This is a genomic window from Leisingera sp. ABM4_060 (genome assembly GCF_056158765.1).
Genome location: NZ_JBSWTX010000001.1, coordinates 2467930 through 2483854, shown reverse-complemented (window position 1 = coordinate 2483854; position 15925 = coordinate 2467930). Strand labels below are relative to the sequence as shown.

Sequence of the window (15925 nt, the reverse complement as noted above, 5' to 3'; positions counted from 1 at the left end):
AAATCCTTCCTTGCCAGCATAAGACACTTTCAAAATGAAAGCCACTGTTGCAAAGTGACTTGCAAATTTAAAGTGAGTCGTGCGCAGAGGAGGCATCAGCATGCAAGCGATTGGAAACACGCCATTGGTCCGGCTTGCCCGCCTGGCCGGACCGGACAGCGCCGAGGTCTGGGTGAAATGGGAAGGCGCCAACCCCACCGGCAGCATGAAGGACCGGATGGCGCTGTCGATGATTGAGGCGGCCGAGCGCCGCGGCGATCTGAAACCCGGCGGCCGGGTGGTCGAATACACCGGCGGCAGCACCGGCAGCTCGCTGGCGATGGTCTGCGCCGCCCGCGGCTACCAGGCGCATTTTGTCTCCTCCAATGCGTTTTCCGGGGAAAAGCTGCAAACCATGCGCGCCTATGGCGCCGAGGTGGAGATCATCCACGCCGAGGGCGGCATCCTGACCGCCAGCGTGATCGACCGCACCATTGCCCGCGCCAAAGAGCTGGCGGCGGAGCCGGGGGTGTTCTGGACCGATCAGGTCAACAACATGGATAACAAGCGCGGTTATCACGGTATGGCGCAGGAAATCCTGGCGCAGCTTGACGGCCCGGTGGATGAATTTGTGATGGCGGCGGGCGGCGGCGGCTGCATCTCGGGCAATGCCGAGGTGCTGAAGCAGCACGACCCGCAGACCCGCATCACCGCCATCGAACCCTTCCATGTGCGCAATCTTTCCGGCGGCGATACCGGCGGCACCCATCGGCTGGAGGGCATCGGCCTCTCTTTCCAGCCCAGGATCCTGCGCCGCGACCTGATTGATGAGGTGGTGCCGGTCAAGGATGAAGACGCCTTTGCCGCGGCGCGGATGCTGGCGCAGCGCGAGGGGCTGTTGGGCGGCATCACCTCGGGCGCCAATATCTGGGCGGCGCTGCAGCGGGCGCGGGCGCTGGGGCCGGGCAAGCGGGTTGTGACCGTGGTGATCGACACCGGGCTGCGCTATTTGAACAGCGGGCTGCACGGCTGAGTGCGGCGCAGGCAGGTCGCCGCCAGGCTGGCGGTGCTCAGGCGGACAGCGGTCAGGCCAGCGTGTCCTCCAGGCCGACGGCCTTGGCCCGCATCAGCTCTTTGGCCATGTCGCTGAGGATCTCCATGCTGAAGCCGCCCAGCACCCGGTGCCGCTCCAGCAGCGCCGCCCAGACGTCATCGGGGCGGATGTTGTCCAGCAGTTCATGGCCGCTCCAGGTCAGCCCGCGCACAACCCAATTGCCGTTCTCCAGCCGGTTGAACCGGGCAAATCCGGCGCTTTCCAGCAGGCTGAGGTGATAGGCCAGCTTGCGGGCCCCGGCATCGGGCAGGCAGCCCTCGGGCGGCAGCATCATCGCCTCCGCCGCAGAGCGCGGCAGGGTGCAAAACGCCTCTTCGCCTGCTTCTATGGCAAGAAGCAGCCTGCGGATTTCAGTGATGTCCCTTTGCCATGCAGCCATGACGCGACTCCCGGTACGGTGCGAACTAGCGCCAAATGGGAGTGTGTCAATGAAGCTGCAAGTATGCGTTGTGCAACGCCGCCATGCACCAGGCTCATATGGCGGCAGGCACAGCTTCAGTTCCGAAGCGCCGGAACAGCGCCGGGATCAATCTTCTTCTGGCTTGAAATATCCCGGGGGGAGGCCGCAAGGCCGGGGGGCAGAGCCCCCTTCCAACCTGCGGCAGAGTCCCTTCCAACCTGCGGCACTGCCGGCAAGCCGCTCAGACCATGTGGCGGGCGCGGGCGCCGCGTTCGATGGCGGCGGCGTGCAGGCGGTCGATGTTCAGCTCATAGCGGACCTCGGCCAGGAACTCGAGCTCGGTCTCGCCAAGGATGCCGTCGGCAGCGGCGACGTCGCAGGACAGCGCATAGGCGGTCTCGAACAGCCGTTCCGGCAGGTCGCCGCGGATGAGGCCGAACAGGGCGGCCAGCCCGTCTTCCTGCTCGAACAGGTCCAGCACGGTCTGCGAAATGCGGCTGACCCGGTCGATGTCATAGTCGGCAAAGACCGGCAGCATGTTCACCGCCGACTGGATCTTGACCAGCTCCGAGGTGCGGATGTTCTCGTCCGAGGCCGAGACCGCCACCATCAGGGCCACCAGGCAGTCCTGCGGGGTCATCGGGTGCGGGGTCTGCTCACTCATGGACGAAATCCTTATCTGCAATAGTGTGACCCAATCAGGATAGGTACGCCCGCGCAGCACTTCAACAACAGCCTGCGGCACCGCGGCAATTTTTGCGAAAAGCCCCGCCGCAAAACCCTGTCCTGCAAGGGCCGGCATTATTGACTCATGCTGCACAGGCACAATAGAGAGGCGTGCCGGAGCGCGCCCGCGCGCCGCTGGCACTTCCTGAACCCACAGACGCCGTTGGAGAACATCATGTCTGATCTGCGCGAAGAAGCTCTGAAGAGCAAAGCCTGGCCGTTTGAAGAAGCCCGCCGGGTGCTCAAACGCTATGCCAAGGGCGCGCCGGAGAAGGGCTATGTTCTGTTCGAGACCGGCTATGGCCCCTCCGGCCTGCCGCATATCGGCACCTTTGGCGAGGTGGCCCGCACCACCATGATCAAAAAAGCCTTCGAGGTGATCAGCGACATCCCGACCAAGCTGATCTGCTTCTCGGATGATCTGGACGGCATGCGCAAGGTGCCGGGCAATGTGCCCAATCCCGAAAGCCTGGAAGAGCACCTGCAAAAGCCGCTCACCTCGGTGCCGGACCCGTTTGGCACCCACGAAAGCTTTGGCCACCACAACAACGCCATGCTGCGCCGGTTCCTGGATACCTTCGGGTTCGAGTATGATTTCTACTCGGCCAAGGATTTCTATGAATCCGGCCAGTTCGACGAAGTGCTGAAGCGCGCGGTTGAAAAGTATGACGACGTCATGGCGATCATGCTGAAGTCCCTGCGCGAAGAGCGCCGCCAGACCTATTCGATCTTCCTGCCGATCCACCCGGAAACCGGCCGCGTGCTGTACGTTCCGATGAAGAAGGTCTGCGCCGAGACCTATACAATCACCTTCGACGACGAGGACGGCAAGGAATGGACTCTGCCGGTCACCGGCGGCAACGTGAAGCTGCAGTGGAAGCCGGATTTCGGCGCCCGCTGGGCCGCGCTGGAAGTCGATTTCGAGATGTACGGCAAGGACCACTCCACCAACACGCCGATCTATGACGGCATCTGCCGCGTCCTGGGCCACCGCGCGCCGGAGCATTTCACCTATGAGCTGTTCCTGGATGCCAACGGCCAGAAGATCTCTAAAACCTCCGGCAACGGCATCTCGATCGACGAATGGCTGACCTATGCCTCGACCGAGAGCCTGGCCTATTTCATGTACCAGAAGCCCAAAACCGCCAAGCGGATGCATTTCGATGTGATCCCCAAGGCGGTGGACGAATACCACCAGCAGCTGCGCGCCTATCACGGGCAGGACTTGAAGGCACAGCTGAACAACCCGGTCTGGCACATCCACGCAGGCGACGTGCCGCAGTCGGATATGGTGGTGCCGTTCTCGATGCTGTTGAACCTCGCCTCCGCTTCCAGCGCCGAGGACAAGGCCACCATGTGGGGCTTCATCAACAAATACGCGCCCGACGCGACGCCGGAGACGCACCCGGGCATGGATCAGGCCGCGGGCTTTGCCGTTGCCTATTTCAACGACTTCGTGAAGCCCGCCAAGACCTTCCGCCTGCCCACCGATCAGGAGCGCGCGGCGCTGCAGGATCTGGCGGAAGCGCTGAAATCCGGCGATGCCGCGCTGGCCGCAATTGCCAAGAAGAATGAGATCGCAGGCAACGACGATCCGCTGCCCGAAGCCGATTTCGCGGATGAGGAATTCCTGCAATCCGTGGTCTTTGCCATCGGCAAGATCCACGGGTTCGAGCCGCTGCGCGCCTGGTTCTCGGCGATCTATGAGGTGCTGCTGGGTGCCTCCCAAGGCCCGCGTTTTGGCGGCTTCATCGCGCTTTACGGCGTTGAGGACACCATCGCGCTGATTGAAAAAGCGCTGGCGGGCGAGCTGGCGTAAGCAGGCCAAATGCGAGTGGCATAATTAAAAGGGAACGCTTGCGCTCCCTTTTGCGGTTCAGCTCAAGGCTCACCGAAGCAAAGCATTGACCTCACCATACCGTGAGCTACCTGTGAGGTCTGGGTGTTGGAGGGGTCAGATGCGCAAGCTGCTGCTTGCAGTCATGAGTGTTTTGGTACTGGCCCTTCCGGCACTTGCACAGAAGGCGCCAATCACCGGGGTGATCGGCAGCCAGATCGCCGCCTTCCAGCGGGACGACTTCGAAACCGCCTTCACCTATGCCTCCCCGTTGATCCGCAACAGGTTCGGCTCGCCGGAACGTTTCGGCGAGATGGTGCAGCAGGGCTATCCGATGGTCTGGCGCCCCTCCGCGGTGCGCTATCTTGCCCTGCGCGAGGTGGCGGGCAGCCTGTGGCAGCGGGTGATGATCACTGACGCGCAGGGCCGTGTGCACCTCCTGGATTACCAGATGGTTAAGCCTGAAAGCGACTGGAAAATCAACGCGGTGCAGCTGCTGAAAGGGCAGGGCGAAAGCGCCTGAGCCGCCCCAGCGTACGCCCCCCTCGGGCGTTGTTAACGCGGAAACTGTAAACCCTTTTCCCCGAACGCGACATGCGCAGCAGGAAAGGGTTTTCCATGAACAAGGCGATTACCGAAGGTTTGCAGCTGATGCCGCCCGCATTTGCGGATGGTCTGGGTGTCTGGTCCAGCGGCGACGGCACCCCCGGCTCCGACACCTATGACGGCGCCGCCAATGCGGTCTTTGTGGCGGCGGACGGGGACTTTGCCGGCTGCCTGGAGATGCAGAAAACCGCCAATACCCAGAAGCTGCGCTTCATGGGGCAGACGCCGCTGGAGCCGGGCTGCTACCTGCAGGTCAAGGCGCGCGTCAAGGCGGTCAGCGGCGCGCTGCCGTCGGTGCGCATCGCCGGCTGGGCCGCCGCCAGCAATGGCAGCCACATCAGCAACGTGACCGAATTTGCGCCGCAGGTGGCGCTGACCGCCTATGGCGAGGTGGTCGAGGTGACCGGCATCGTCGGCAGCGGCAGCCGCGGCGGCGTCGACATGCCCTGGGGCCGCTCTGCGGCTTACGGCCATTTCGGCCTCGACCTGACCGGCGCCAATGGCGGCGTGGTGCGGATCGACGATATCGAGATCACCGACATCACCAGCGCCTTCCTGCGCGATATGCTGAGCGTGGTGGACGTGACCGACTATGGCGCGGTGGGCAATGGCAGCTTTGACTGCGCGGACGCCTTTGAGGCCGCCGACGCCGCTGCGGACGGGCGCCGCATCCTGGTGCCCGCCGGTGAGTTCTACCTCGGCAGCACCGTGTCGCTGGGCCATGAGACGGTGTTCGAAGGCACGGTCTCGATGCCGGACGACAAGATGCTGCTGCTGACCAAGAATTACGATTTCCCCGCCTATGCCGCCGCCTTCGGCAATGAGGAACTGGGCTTCAAGAAGGCGTTCCAGGCGCTGCTGAACGGCGCCGACCATGAATTGCTGGACCTGAAGGGGCGCAAGATCACCGTGACAGAGCCGATCGACATGGCCGCGGCGGTGCCCAACAAAAGCTCCTATGCCACCCGGCGCGTCATCCGCAACGGCCAGCTGGAGGCGGCCAGCAGCGCCGCCTGGGATACCGATGCGGTGACCTCGCAGGCCACCTACGACGCGTCGGACTCCAAGAAGCTGACCAATGTCGCCAATATCGCCAACATCGCCGTCGGCGCGCTGGTCGAAGGCGCCGGTGTCGGGCGCGAGGTCTATGTGAAATCCAAGAACACCGGTGCGGGTGAGCTGACCCTCAGCGCCGGGCTTTATGACGCCGAAGGCACCCAGAACTTCACCTTCCGCGATTTCAAGTATCTGGTGGATTTCAGCGGTTTCAGCTCGCTCAGCAAATTCGGGCTGCAGGACATCGAGTTCCAGTGCAACGGCCGCTGCAGCGCCGTCCGCCTGGCGCCTTCGGGTTCGGTCATGGCAATCGACAGCTGCTTCATCTCGCGGCCCAAGGACCGCGGGATCACCTCGATCGGCACCGGCTGCCAGGGCATCCTGGTCGACAATTGCCAGTTCCTGTCGCTGGAAGACCCGCTGAACGTGCCGGACCGGGTCAGCATTGCGCTGAACGTGAACAACAATGATGCCAAGCTGCGCAGCAACCGGGCCACGAGGTTCCGCCATTTCGCCATCCTGGGCGGCGGCAACAACACGGTGACCGGCAACCACTTCTTTCAGGGGGACAGCCTTGCCGGCGGCGTGCGCACCGCGGGCCTGGTGCTGACCTCCAACAATTGCACCTCGACGGTGTCGGACAATTACATCGACAATTGCTTCATCGAATGGACCAATGAGCGCGACTCGACCCCCGATTACACCGGCGGTTTCTCCTTCAGCGCCCTGTCGGTCAGCGCCAATGTGTTCCTGTCCGGCGATGTGGCCGACTGGTTCAGCTATATCGTGGTCAAACCCTATGGCAGCGGCCACTACCTGAACGGGGTTTCGGTGACCGGCAACAAGTTCCGCTCGGTCAATGGCAGCATCGACAGGGCTGAGCGGGTCGACACCAGCTTCTCGAACCTGGATTTCAGCCGCTCCAAGAACGTGGATTTCAGCGGCAACATGTTCCACAACATCTCGGTGCACGCTGCCAACCCGCTGCGGGTGCGGCATGACCAAGGCTCGGCGTCCTCCTCCTGGACGGTTGAGGCCGATGGCCAGCTGCCGTTCGAGGGGCGGGCGCGCTATGTCGACAGCGTGGTGCCCCAGGGGCCGCTGCGCACCTCCGGCAACAGCACCCGCTACATCGCCCCCTATACCGAGGCGGAGCAGGGCTCCAACAAGGATGAGGTCCGGCTGCGCTGGGAAGAGGCGGTCAAGGGCGATGTCCAGGTGATCATGCGGATGGACAGCTGATCAGCCGGGCGCTTGCAGATCCGCCGCGGACAGGCGGAAGGCCTTGCCAAAACCGCCGTTCAGATGCGCTGCGGTCACGCGGAAGCGGACAAAGCCGAAGTCGGCCAGCTGCAGATAAAGCTTGGCCTTGGGCTGGCTGCGCAGGTAATGCGCGGCCAGTGCCTCATGCTCCGGGCCCTGGCGCGGCACGAACTCCGCCTGCGCCGCCAGGCTCAGCCGCGGATGGCTGAGCGGGTCGCCCTTGGCGCCGGGCTCGCCGGCCAGCAGCGAACAGGCCGGGCGCTGGCGCAATGCCCGGGTGTGCTGCGCCAGCTCAGAGACCAGGCTGAGCGGCTGCCCCTGCGGATCCAGCCCGAAGGCCACCCGGGTGACCAGCGGGCTGCCGTCCTCCAGCAGCACCCCAAGCGCGGCAAAGCGCGCCTCTGCCAGCAGGTGCCGGGCAAGGGCGCGGGCCTCGTCATCTGTCGGCCGGATCGGGCTGGCCATCGGCAACTCCGGGTTGGGAACGGGTTCAGAACCTCTGCCACAGCCCCAGCCGCAGGCCAAGGCTCTGCTGGCCCGCGCCGCGGTATTCCAGCCCCAGGACCAGCTCTTGCCGTTGGTTCAGGGCATGGCGCAGCGCCGGGCGCAGGGTGTAGGAAAACCGGCCGCCTTCCGGCTTGGAGGTCTCGACCTGCAGCATCGGTGCCAGCTTGCCGGGGCGGTTCAGCCCCACGGTTGCGTCCAGCTTCCATGCCGCATCCAGGCCGCTGTTGCGCAGCTCATAGGCGGCATCGATGGCCAGCCAGCCGGGGTGCCCGGCGGCCTCGATGCTGCGGCCATAGGACAGGGTGGTCTTTTGCATCATCTGCCACAGGCCCTGGACATGATTGCCGCCGGCTGCGGCCTCGATCGCCAGCCGGTAGCGGCGGCCCTGGCGCAGCGGCAGGCGGGCAAAGATCAGCGCATGGCCGGACAGATCCGCCTGCTGGTTCAGATCCACGCCCAGCGTCAGCTTGGGGGTGATCCCGTAGGCGCCGTAATAGCTCAGCTCATGCACCGCACCGCGGCTGGTCTGCCGGTAGGTGATGCTGGCCGCGGCAAACCCCTGTCCCGGTTTCTCCAGCCAAGCGCCGCCCGCCGCCGGCTGGGCCAGCGCCAGGGCAAGACAGGCGGCAACGGCAGGTTTCATCCAAAGGCCTCAAGGTAAACGCAGCAAGGGTTCCGGCTTATGGTTAAGGTTGAGTTAACCGATGCGCGTGCTTCATATGGGTGTGATGCCGAAAAAAGGTGGTGCGCTTTATGCGCGAACGGGCGTAGGCTGGGGGAAGTCAACGGAGGAGCCAATGCCAAAAATAGCAAAAACCGCTGATATCCAGACCGTTATCACCACATTCGAGATGACGCCCGGGACATGCCAGGATCTGCTGGAGGCGCTGCAGGACGCCTATTCCGAGTTCATTTCGAAACAGCCCGGCTTTGTTGCAGCCGGCCTGCATGTGAATGACGCCCAGACCCGCATTGCCAATTACTCGCAATGGCGCCGCCGCGAGGATTTCATGGCAATGCTGCGCAGCCCCGAAATGCGCGAGCGCAACCGCAAGATCAATGAGCTGTGCCGCAGCTTTGAGCCGGTGATGTATGACGTGGCGGAGGTATTTGGCTCGTAACCTCCTGCACCGGCACTGAAATCCTGGCCTGTCTTGACCGGCGTCAAGGCAGCGGGCCTGCGGCATTGCTATCATGGAACGGACAGCAACCGATGGAGGCCTGCCATGTACCACAACATTCTGGTGCCGATTTCCTTTGACCCGGAGCGCGATGTGACCGGGCCGCTCAAGGTGGCACGGCTGCTGTCTGCGCCGGGTGCCAAGGTGACGCTGCTGCATGTGATCGAACAGGTGCCGGCCTATGCGATCTCCTACATCCCGGCGGATTTCCTGGCGGACACCCGCACCGCGCTGCAGGCTGAGCTGGACGGGCTGGCGCAGACGCTGCCCAACGCCCAAGGCACGCTGGTCGAGGGCCATTCCGGCCGCACCATCCTGGATTGGGCCGAGCAGAACCGGCCGGACCTGATCATCCTCGCCTCGCACCGCCCCTCGATGCAGGACCTGCTGTGGGGGTCGACCTCAGGCCACGTGGTGCGTCACGCGGCCTGTGCGGTGCATGTGGTGCGCTGAGGCGGGCGCGGAGGTCAGGCCGGCACCGCCAGTTTCAGGATATGCCAGGCCAGCCGGATAGCTGCGCCGGGCAGCACGGCGGAGCGCAGCAGCACCTTGTTGGAATTCACCGCTTCGGCGATGCGGGCGTAATGCACCTGCTTGTTGGCGGGCGAGCGCAGCAGGATGGTTTCCGCCTGCCGCATGGAGCGCTCCGCCTGCCGTTTGATCTGCGGCACCGCGGCAGGTTTCACCGCGCGGTAGAAGTTCAGCCCTTTGCGCCGGGGGGACTGGCTGGGATCAAGGTTCTGGTTCACCGCTTTGGTCAGCGTGTCCTCGACCAGGGTCAGCGCCTTGTAGGCCTCTGCATAGGCCTGATTGCCATTCAGCTTCTGCGCCGCCAGTTTGTAAGTCTGGCGGAAACAGTCGAATTTATACTCTCTGGGCAGAGTGCCGCAGCGGTCGAAGCCGCGGGTCAGGGTGGTCACCACGGCTTTGGTGGCTTTGGAGCTCAGGCCGCTGCTCTGGCCGGACCCGCCTGCCACCCCTTGGCCCTCACCGCCGCCGCCGCCGCCGGCATAGGCTGTGGTGCAAGCCAGGATCAGGCTGAGAAATCCGGCAAGAAAGGTTCTGCTGCTCATATGCGCCTCCATGATTTGAGGCCAGTTTACCATGGGTCAGCATTCTGGGAATGGGCAGAATCCTGCAAAAACCGCGTTTTTACGGCGCCGGCGGCTTGCGCTGGGCGGAGACGCTGCCCACGTGAAAGGCCAGAGTTGAACAAGGAGACGCAGATGCAGTGCCCGATTGACGGAACCACATTGGTGATGGCCGACCGCGCCGGGGTCGAGATCGACTATTGCCCGCAGTGCCGGGGCGTGTGGCTGGACCGGGGCGAACTGGACAAGATTATCGAGCGGTCGGCACAGCCCGCACAGGCCGCCCCCCAGCAGCCGCAGCAGCGGTATGAAGAGCGCAGCGGCGGCGATGACCGCTACGGCGGCCGGAAATACGACAAGAAGTATTACAAGAAGAAAAAGAAGAACTTCCTGGAAGACCTGTTCGATTTCTGACTGGCCATGGGCGCCGCCCCGGTGAACGGGGGCGGCTGGCCGGGGTATGCTGCCAAAGTCAGTGCACTGTGCAGAAGGAGCCGTGTTTGGCGTCCTGCATCAGCTGGTCGAAATGGCGGCCCTTCATCTCGATGAGGGTCTTGTGGTCGCCGGCCTCGAACCAGACCTTGTCGAGCCCGGTGAGGCTGTCGTCGATCACGGTGGGCACATGATAGGCCTGGCCGACGCAGGGCGCGGCCCCGGGATCGCAATCGTCGAAGACCTGGTTGAGCTCATATTCCGGCGCCAGCCCGAGGCGGCGGTTCATCATCGATTGCAGCGCGTGCAGATCGACATGGTGGTTGGACGGGATCACCGCCAGCACCGGGCCTTCCTCCATATGGATAAGCACCGATTTGGCCAGATGGTCGCCGGGCACATGGGCGCTTTCGGCGCATTCGGCGGAGGTGGCGGTATAGGGATGGCGGACGGTGCCGAAGGGCAGGCCCTGTGCCTCCAGATGATGTTTCAGGCGTGAGGCGATCATCAAAGGGTCCTCCTATGCAGGGTGGGACCCCCCGGCCGCAGCTGGCTCAGGCCTTTGGCGCCGCGGGCGTGTCTTGGGTCACGGGTTATGCGGCAGCGTCAGAACTGGGCGCAGCAAGCGGCAAGCCGGGGCGCCCCGTCGTTTCTGGTGCCTGACAGTGTGGGGCAGGAGGGGTGAGTTGGGCAAGAGGGGCAGACCGGCGGAGGGCGCGGAGTGTAAGGGAAAAGGGGTTTCGCTGCGAAACCTTATTTATTAACAGGCGGTTAATTGATCTTCGGTGGTTTGCGGAGCCAATTGCACGGAGAGCTGTGCATCGCGCCTGACCGTTCAATGGATTAGTGTCGCGCCTGAGGCGCGACACTTTCTTTCCACCTAGCGAACCGGTGATGACCAACTAAATTGGGAGAGAGTGTCTCTTCTACTGATCTTCCTGTCAGAATGAATTAGTTGGTGAGTACATTTTCGGCGTCTATCTTTTTTGCCAAAACTCTTCCAAACTCGCGTCCTGCAATACCTGTTTCCAATTGAACATTCAGAATTTCAGAGCTTGGACCGGTCCTTTTGAAATCAACGCTTTCGATGCCTTTCAAGGCTGGTAGTGCGATGCGAAAATTACTTCTTTCATCCTTGGGGCCGTCAATGTGGATTTCAAGGTAGTCGTTGAAGGCATTCAACGCCTTCACCTCAAGGTACTTCCGCCCTTTGAAGTTTGGACTTCTAATAATGTCTGTTGCGCTCTTTGCTTCTAAGCGGCTTACTGCCCGCCTTAGAGAGCCAATCTCATCCAAGACTAATTCGATAGCGGGCACCTCTTCCTGTTGGAGGTTTGCCGTTTTAAATGAGCCGAAGCTTGAAAGAAAACTGGATCTTCCGCTGCTCTCAGAGGCAGCCGCGAGTTTCTCACTAAGTTTAGACTTAAATTCGATAATCTTGTTAAATCGAAGATCCCTTGGATAGGTCAGATGTTCGACAGGAGACGTGTCAAATGCATAAGATGTTACATCGTCTTTGATAAGAATTACAGGTTTATCAAAAGCGAGCCTCATTCCAAGCTCAAACATGACATTTGGGTTACGGCAGCTTACATCGCAAATAACAACATCGTTCGAGTAAAGGTTTTGTACAATTCTCTTATGAATGACGCCAACATCAACTTCGTCGCTTACGAGGCTGCAAGAATATCCTGCAGTTGTGGCAACTTCTTCAATAATCTGTTTAACGTCTCGCCAATGTTGTTCAGTGCAGCCTTCCGTTTCTGAGATGGGCATCACTAAGCCACACGTTTTTTCAGCACTTTCCAAATTTCGCCCCTACTCACTTTGATGCTCGCTTCGGCTGCAAACTCTAGGAGAACTCGCAAGTGAAATGAAGGCCCAACATAGTGTTTAGGTGTCACGAAAACTTCTTCTGCGACTTGCCCCGATAAGCCCGCGTCCCGGCCTTGCCCGCGGTTGACCTCCCCCGCGATTTAACGGCGGCCTCTGATGCCGCCTCCACCGCGGATTGCCGGGCCAGGGGGTCGTCGGAGATGGCGAGGTCGACCGCCTCCAGCCGTTTGACTTCGTCGCGCAGGCGGGCGGCTTCTTCGAACTCGAGGTTCTCGGCGGCCTTGCGCATCTCGTCGCGCAACCCGTTCAGATGCGCCTCCAGATTGGCGCCGTGCATCGGCTTGTCGACCGTGGCGGTGACGCGGTTCATGTCGACGTCGCCCTCGTAGAGGCCGGCAAGGACATCCTCGACGTTTTTCTTGACCGTTTCGGGGGTGATGCCGTGTTCCGTGTTGTAGGCGATCTGCTTTTCGCGGCGGCGGTTGGTTTCCCCCAGGGCGCGCTCCATCGAGCCCGTGATGCGGTCGGCGTACATGATGACGCGGCCGTCGGCGTTGCGGGCGGCGCGGCCGATGGTTTGGATGAGGGAGGTTTCCGAGCGCAGGAAGCCCTCCTTGTCGGCGTCCAGAATGGCGACGAGGCCGCATTCGGGGATGTCGAGGCCCTCACGCAACAGGTTGATGCCAATGAGCACGTCAAAGGCGCCGAGGCGCAGGTCGCGCAGGATCTCGATCCGCTCCAGCGTGTCGATGTCGGAGTGCATGTAGCGGACCTTGATACCCTGTTCGTGCAGATATTCCGTCAGGTCCTCGGCCATGCGTTTGGTGAGAGTGGTGACCAGGGTGCGGAAGCCGTTTGCGGTGACTTTGCGGATCTCATCCAGCAGGTCGTCGACCTGCATATCGACGGGGCGGATTTCGACCTCCGGGTCCAAAAGGCCGGTGGGGCGGATCACCTGTTCGGTGAAGACGCCGCCGGATTGCTCCAGTTCCCAGCCTGCGGGGGTGGCGGAGACAAAGACCGACTGCGGCCGCATGGCGTCCCATTCCTCGAACTTGAGGGGTCGGTTGTCCATGCAGGACGGCAGGCGGAAGCCGTGTTCGGCGAGGGTGAATTTGCGCCTATGGTCGCCTTTGTACATGCCGCCGATCTGGGGGACGGAGACGTGGGATTCATCTGCAAAAACAATGGCGTTGTCGGGGATGAATTCGAACAGGGTGGGGGGCGGCTCGCCGGGCGCGCGGCCGGTGAGGTAGCGGGAGTAGTTTTCGATGCCGTTGCAATGGCCGGTCGCTTCCAGCATTTCGATGTCGAAGTTGGTGCGCTGTTCGAGGCGCTGGGCTTCCAGCAGCTTGCCGTCGTTTTCGAGGCCCGCGAGGCGCTGTTTCAGCTCGTTCTTGATCGAGATGACGGCCTGATTGAGGGTCGGTTTGGGTGTCACGTAGTGGGAGTTCGCATAGACGCGGATCTGCTCGAATGTGCCGGTCTTTTCACCGGTCAGCGGATCAAATTCGGTGATCTGCTCCAGCTCCTCGCCGAAGAACGACAGCTTCCAGGCGCGGTCTTCGAGGTGGGCGGGGAAGATTTCCAGAGTGTCGCCGCGCACCCGGAAGGAGCCGCGCTGGAAGGCCTGGTCGTTGCGCTTGTACTGCTGGGCGACGAGGTCGGCCATGATCTGGCGCTGGTCGTACATTTCGCCGGCTTTCAGATCCTGGGTCATCGCCGAGTAAGTTTCGACCGAGCCGATGCCGTAGATGCAGGACACGGACGCGATGATGATCACGTCGTCGCGTTCGAGCAGGGCGCGGGTGGCGGAGTGGCGCATCCGGTCAATCTGCTCGTTGATTTGGCTTTCCTTCTCGATATAGGTGTCGGAGCGCGGGACGTAGGCTTCGGGCTGGTAGTAGTCGTAGAAGGAAACGAAATATTCGACCGAATTGTCCGGGAAGAAGCCCTTGAATTCGCCGTACAATTGCGCCGCCAGCGTCTTGTTGGGGGCGAGGATGATCGCCGGGCGCTGGGTTTCCTCGATCACCTTGGCCATGGTGAAAGTCTTGCCGGTGCCGGTGGCGCCCAAGAGGACCTGGTTGCGCTCGCCCTCCAGCACGCCCTGGGACAGTTCGCGGATCGCGGTGGGCTGGTCGCCTGCGGGATCGAAGGTGGTGTTCATGACAAACCGCTTGCCGCCCTCCAGCTTGGGCCGCTGCTGCGGCGCGCGCTGGGTCATCATCGGCATGGTCTTGTCGGAATGGGCATAGGGCATCGGGCGACTCCTTCGGAACGGCGCTGATTTTGGTCTGTTTTTGTTCCGGTTCAAGGGGCATTCGGCGGCAGGCTGGGCAAATGCCTGTGGCAACAGCGCAAAACGCAAGAAATACGCGGCATTTGCCACCTTGCCGCAGCGGCGCTTCCGGCGCATAAATGCGCAAGTTCGAGACTCATCAGGAGACTGCCCATGCAAGCGCGGATTTACCGGCCAGCCCGCAACGCCATGACCTCTGGCATGGCAAAGACGCGGAAATGGGTTCTGGAATACGCGCCGGCCGCGGCCCGCGAAGTGGATCCGCTGATGGGCTGGACCTCCTCCGGCGACACCCAGAGCCAGGTCAAGCTGCGGTTCGAGAGCAAGGAAGCGGCGCTGGAATATGCCAAGGACCACGGCATCGACGCCCAGGTGGTGGAGCCGAAGCTGCGCAAGGCCAACATCCGCGCGGGCGGCTATGGCGAGAACTTTGCCACCAACCGCCGCGGCCCTTGGACGCACTGATCTATGCAGATCTTCCACGGGTTCCTGCCGGAACCTGCACATGAGGCGCCCAATGGGCGCCTTTTTCGGTTTCTGCAGCGGATGTCCGGCCGGGGCCGCTGGGGCGGGTTCAGCCGCCCCAGGTGTCTGACAATGTGAAACCCTGCGGAAACGGGTCGGTGGGGTCGAGGCCGATCTGGCTGATGCCATAGACCCAGCACTGGCCTGAGACGCGGTTCCGGGTTGCGGGATAGGGGCCGACACGGGTTTCGCCGAGGAACCCGGTTGTGAATTCGCCGCCGATGATGGAGCGGGTCAGCGTTTGCGCGCCGGGCTGCACCAGCCCCCGGGCATGACGCGCGGCCATATTAGCGTTGGAGCCGGTGCCGCAGGGGGAACGGTCGGCGCGGCCCGGGCGCAGGGTGGTGCAGGTGCGGATGGCGCCGTCCGGCTCCGGGCTGCGGAACATGACGTAAGCCAGGCCGTTCAGCGCCGGGGTGGTGGGGTGCAGCACGTCGGTGCGTTCGGCGATCAGGTTGCGCAGGGCAACGCCGGTCGTCGCAAGTTCGCGGGCGTTCTCCGGCGTGATGGCGAGGCCCAGCTGGTCTGCATCCACCAGTGCGTAGAACACGCCGCCGAAGCAGAGGTCATAGGTGATGCGGCCCCAGTCCGGGGTTTCGATCACCGCATCTTTGGCGGCCACGAAGGCGGGCGGCATGTCGAGGCTGACACGGGTGACTTTGCCGTCCTGGCAGGCGGCTGTGGCGCGGACCAGGCCTGCGGCGGTGTCGAGCACCACTTCGGTTTCCGGTTCCTGCATCGGTTTCATGCCGGTCTCCAGGATCGCGGTCACCGCGCACATGGCGTTGGAGCCGGACATGGCGTGGGCCTGATCCGGCTGCAGCACGATGAAGCCCGTGTCGGCTTCCGGCGTGGTGGCGGGAGGCAGCAGCACGATGGATCCCGCCGGGCCGGAGCGCGGCTCGGAGCACAAGAGGCGGCGGAGGCTGTCGTCCTGTGTGTTCAGGTAGTCCAGCTTGTCCGCCATCGTGGTGCCGGGAATGTCCAAGACGCCGCCAGTGACGACGCGGCCGATTTCGCCGGCGCAATGCACATCGACGGTTTGCAGGGTACGGGTCCAGCGCATGGGA

17 protein-coding genes are annotated in these 15925 nt (G+C 62.7%); 8 read left to right on the top strand and 9 right to left on the bottom strand.

Features of this window, described 5'->3' with window-relative positions:
- The first annotated feature begins 100 nt into the window (after window positions 1–100).
- Window positions 101–1012, top strand: coding sequence for a PLP-dependent cysteine synthase family protein (locus ACXAEH_RS11955; RefSeq protein WP_475033031.1), 912 nt, complete (start codon window positions 101–103; stop codon window positions 1010–1012).
- 52 nt (window positions 1013–1064) lie between these two features.
- Here the strand turns inward: ACXAEH_RS11955 and ACXAEH_RS11950 are convergent, their stop codons facing one another.
- Window positions 1065–1472, bottom strand: coding sequence for a DUF2513 domain-containing protein (locus tag ACXAEH_RS11950; protein ID WP_475033029.1), 408 nt, complete (start codon window positions 1470–1472; stop codon window positions 1065–1067).
- 262 nt (window positions 1473–1734) lie between these two features.
- Window positions 1735–2157 carry a tellurite resistance TerB family protein gene (locus tag ACXAEH_RS11945; protein WP_039132891.1) on the bottom strand — a complete coding sequence of 141 codons (423 nt, stop codon included), beginning with the start codon at window positions 2155–2157 and terminating at the stop codon, window positions 1735–1737.
- A gap of 237 nt (window positions 2158–2394) precedes the next feature.
- Between ACXAEH_RS11945 and ACXAEH_RS11940 the strand changes: the two genes are divergently transcribed.
- From ACXAEH_RS11940 to ACXAEH_RS11930, 3 genes are all read left to right on the top strand, one after another.
- Window positions 2395–4038 (top strand): lysine--tRNA ligase, encoded by a 1644-nt coding sequence (locus ACXAEH_RS11940; protein WP_475033028.1) that lies wholly within the window; start codon window positions 2395–2397, stop codon window positions 4036–4038.
- A 139-nt stretch (window positions 4039–4177) separates the two neighbouring features.
- Window positions 4178–4579, top strand: coding sequence for a DUF4864 domain-containing protein (locus ACXAEH_RS11935; RefSeq protein WP_475033027.1), 402 nt, complete (start codon window positions 4178–4180; stop codon window positions 4577–4579).
- 95 nt (window positions 4580–4674) lie between these two features.
- Window positions 4675–6960, top strand: a complete 2286-nt coding sequence (locus tag ACXAEH_RS11930; RefSeq protein WP_475033026.1) for a right-handed parallel beta-helix repeat-containing protein — start codon at window positions 4675–4677, stop codon at window positions 6958–6960.
- On the opposite strand, the gene ACXAEH_RS11925 is transcribed toward ACXAEH_RS11930, so the two are convergent.
- Window positions 6961–7446: a HugZ family pyridoxamine 5'-phosphate oxidase gene (locus ACXAEH_RS11925; RefSeq protein ID WP_475033024.1), complete on the bottom strand. Its 486-nt coding sequence runs from the start codon at window positions 7444–7446 to the stop codon at window positions 6961–6963.
- 25 nt (window positions 7447–7471) lie between these two features.
- Window positions 7472–8131, bottom strand: coding sequence for a hypothetical protein (locus ACXAEH_RS11920; protein WP_475033022.1), 660 nt, complete (start codon window positions 8129–8131; stop codon window positions 7472–7474).
- A 154-nt stretch (window positions 8132–8285) separates the two neighbouring features.
- On the opposite strand from ACXAEH_RS11920, the gene ACXAEH_RS11915 reads away from it, so the two are divergent.
- Window positions 8286–8609, top strand: a complete 324-nt coding sequence (locus tag ACXAEH_RS11915; RefSeq protein WP_039132736.1) for an antibiotic biosynthesis monooxygenase family protein — start codon at window positions 8286–8288, stop codon at window positions 8607–8609.
- A 105-nt stretch (window positions 8610–8714) separates the two neighbouring features.
- Entirely contained in the window at window positions 8715–9122 is a 408-nt protein-coding gene (locus ACXAEH_RS11910) for a universal stress protein (protein ID WP_475033020.1), read from the top strand.
- Between the two features lie 14 nt (window positions 9123–9136).
- Here ACXAEH_RS11910 and ACXAEH_RS11905 read toward each other — a convergent pair whose 3' ends face one another.
- Entirely contained in the window at window positions 9137–9742 is a 606-nt protein-coding gene (locus tag ACXAEH_RS11905) for a hypothetical protein (RefSeq protein ID WP_475033019.1), read from the bottom strand.
- A 153-nt stretch (window positions 9743–9895) separates the two neighbouring features.
- On the opposite strand from ACXAEH_RS11905, the gene ACXAEH_RS11900 reads away from it, so the two are divergent.
- On the top strand, window positions 9896–10174 hold the full coding sequence (locus ACXAEH_RS11900; protein ID WP_475033018.1) for a TFIIB-type zinc ribbon-containing protein: 279 nt from the start codon (window positions 9896–9898) through the stop codon (window positions 10172–10174).
- Window positions 10175–10232: 58 nt separating this feature from the next.
- Here the strand turns inward: ACXAEH_RS11900 and ACXAEH_RS11895 are convergent, their stop codons facing one another.
- From ACXAEH_RS11895 to uvrB, 3 genes are all read right to left on the bottom strand, one after another.
- Entirely contained in the window at window positions 10233–10700 is a 468-nt protein-coding gene (locus ACXAEH_RS11895) for an aminoacyl-tRNA deacylase (protein WP_475033017.1), read from the bottom strand.
- Between the two features lie 443 nt (window positions 10701–11143).
- Window positions 11144–11968: a hypothetical protein gene (locus ACXAEH_RS11890; RefSeq protein WP_475033016.1), complete on the bottom strand. Its 825-nt coding sequence runs from the start codon at window positions 11966–11968 to the stop codon at window positions 11144–11146.
- A gap of 124 nt (window positions 11969–12092) precedes the next feature.
- Window positions 12093–14291: an excinuclease ABC subunit UvrB gene (gene uvrB / locus ACXAEH_RS11885; RefSeq protein WP_475033014.1), complete on the bottom strand. Its 2199-nt coding sequence runs from the start codon at window positions 14289–14291 to the stop codon at window positions 12093–12095.
- A 192-nt stretch (window positions 14292–14483) separates the two neighbouring features.
- Here uvrB and ACXAEH_RS11880 point away from each other — a divergent pair, with 192 nt between their 5' ends.
- The gene (locus ACXAEH_RS11880) at window positions 14484–14795 is read left to right on the top strand and encodes an ETC complex I subunit (protein ID WP_475033013.1); all 312 of its coding nucleotides are present in this window, start codon (window positions 14484–14486) and stop codon (window positions 14793–14795) included.
- A 109-nt stretch (window positions 14796–14904) separates the two neighbouring features.
- On the opposite strand, the gene ACXAEH_RS11875 is transcribed toward ACXAEH_RS11880, so the two are convergent.
- The gene (locus ACXAEH_RS11875) at window positions 14905–15921 is read right to left on the bottom strand and encodes a proline racemase family protein (RefSeq protein WP_475033012.1); all 1017 of its coding nucleotides are present in this window, start codon (window positions 15919–15921) and stop codon (window positions 14905–14907) included.
- Window positions 15922–15925 lie beyond the last annotated feature (4 nt).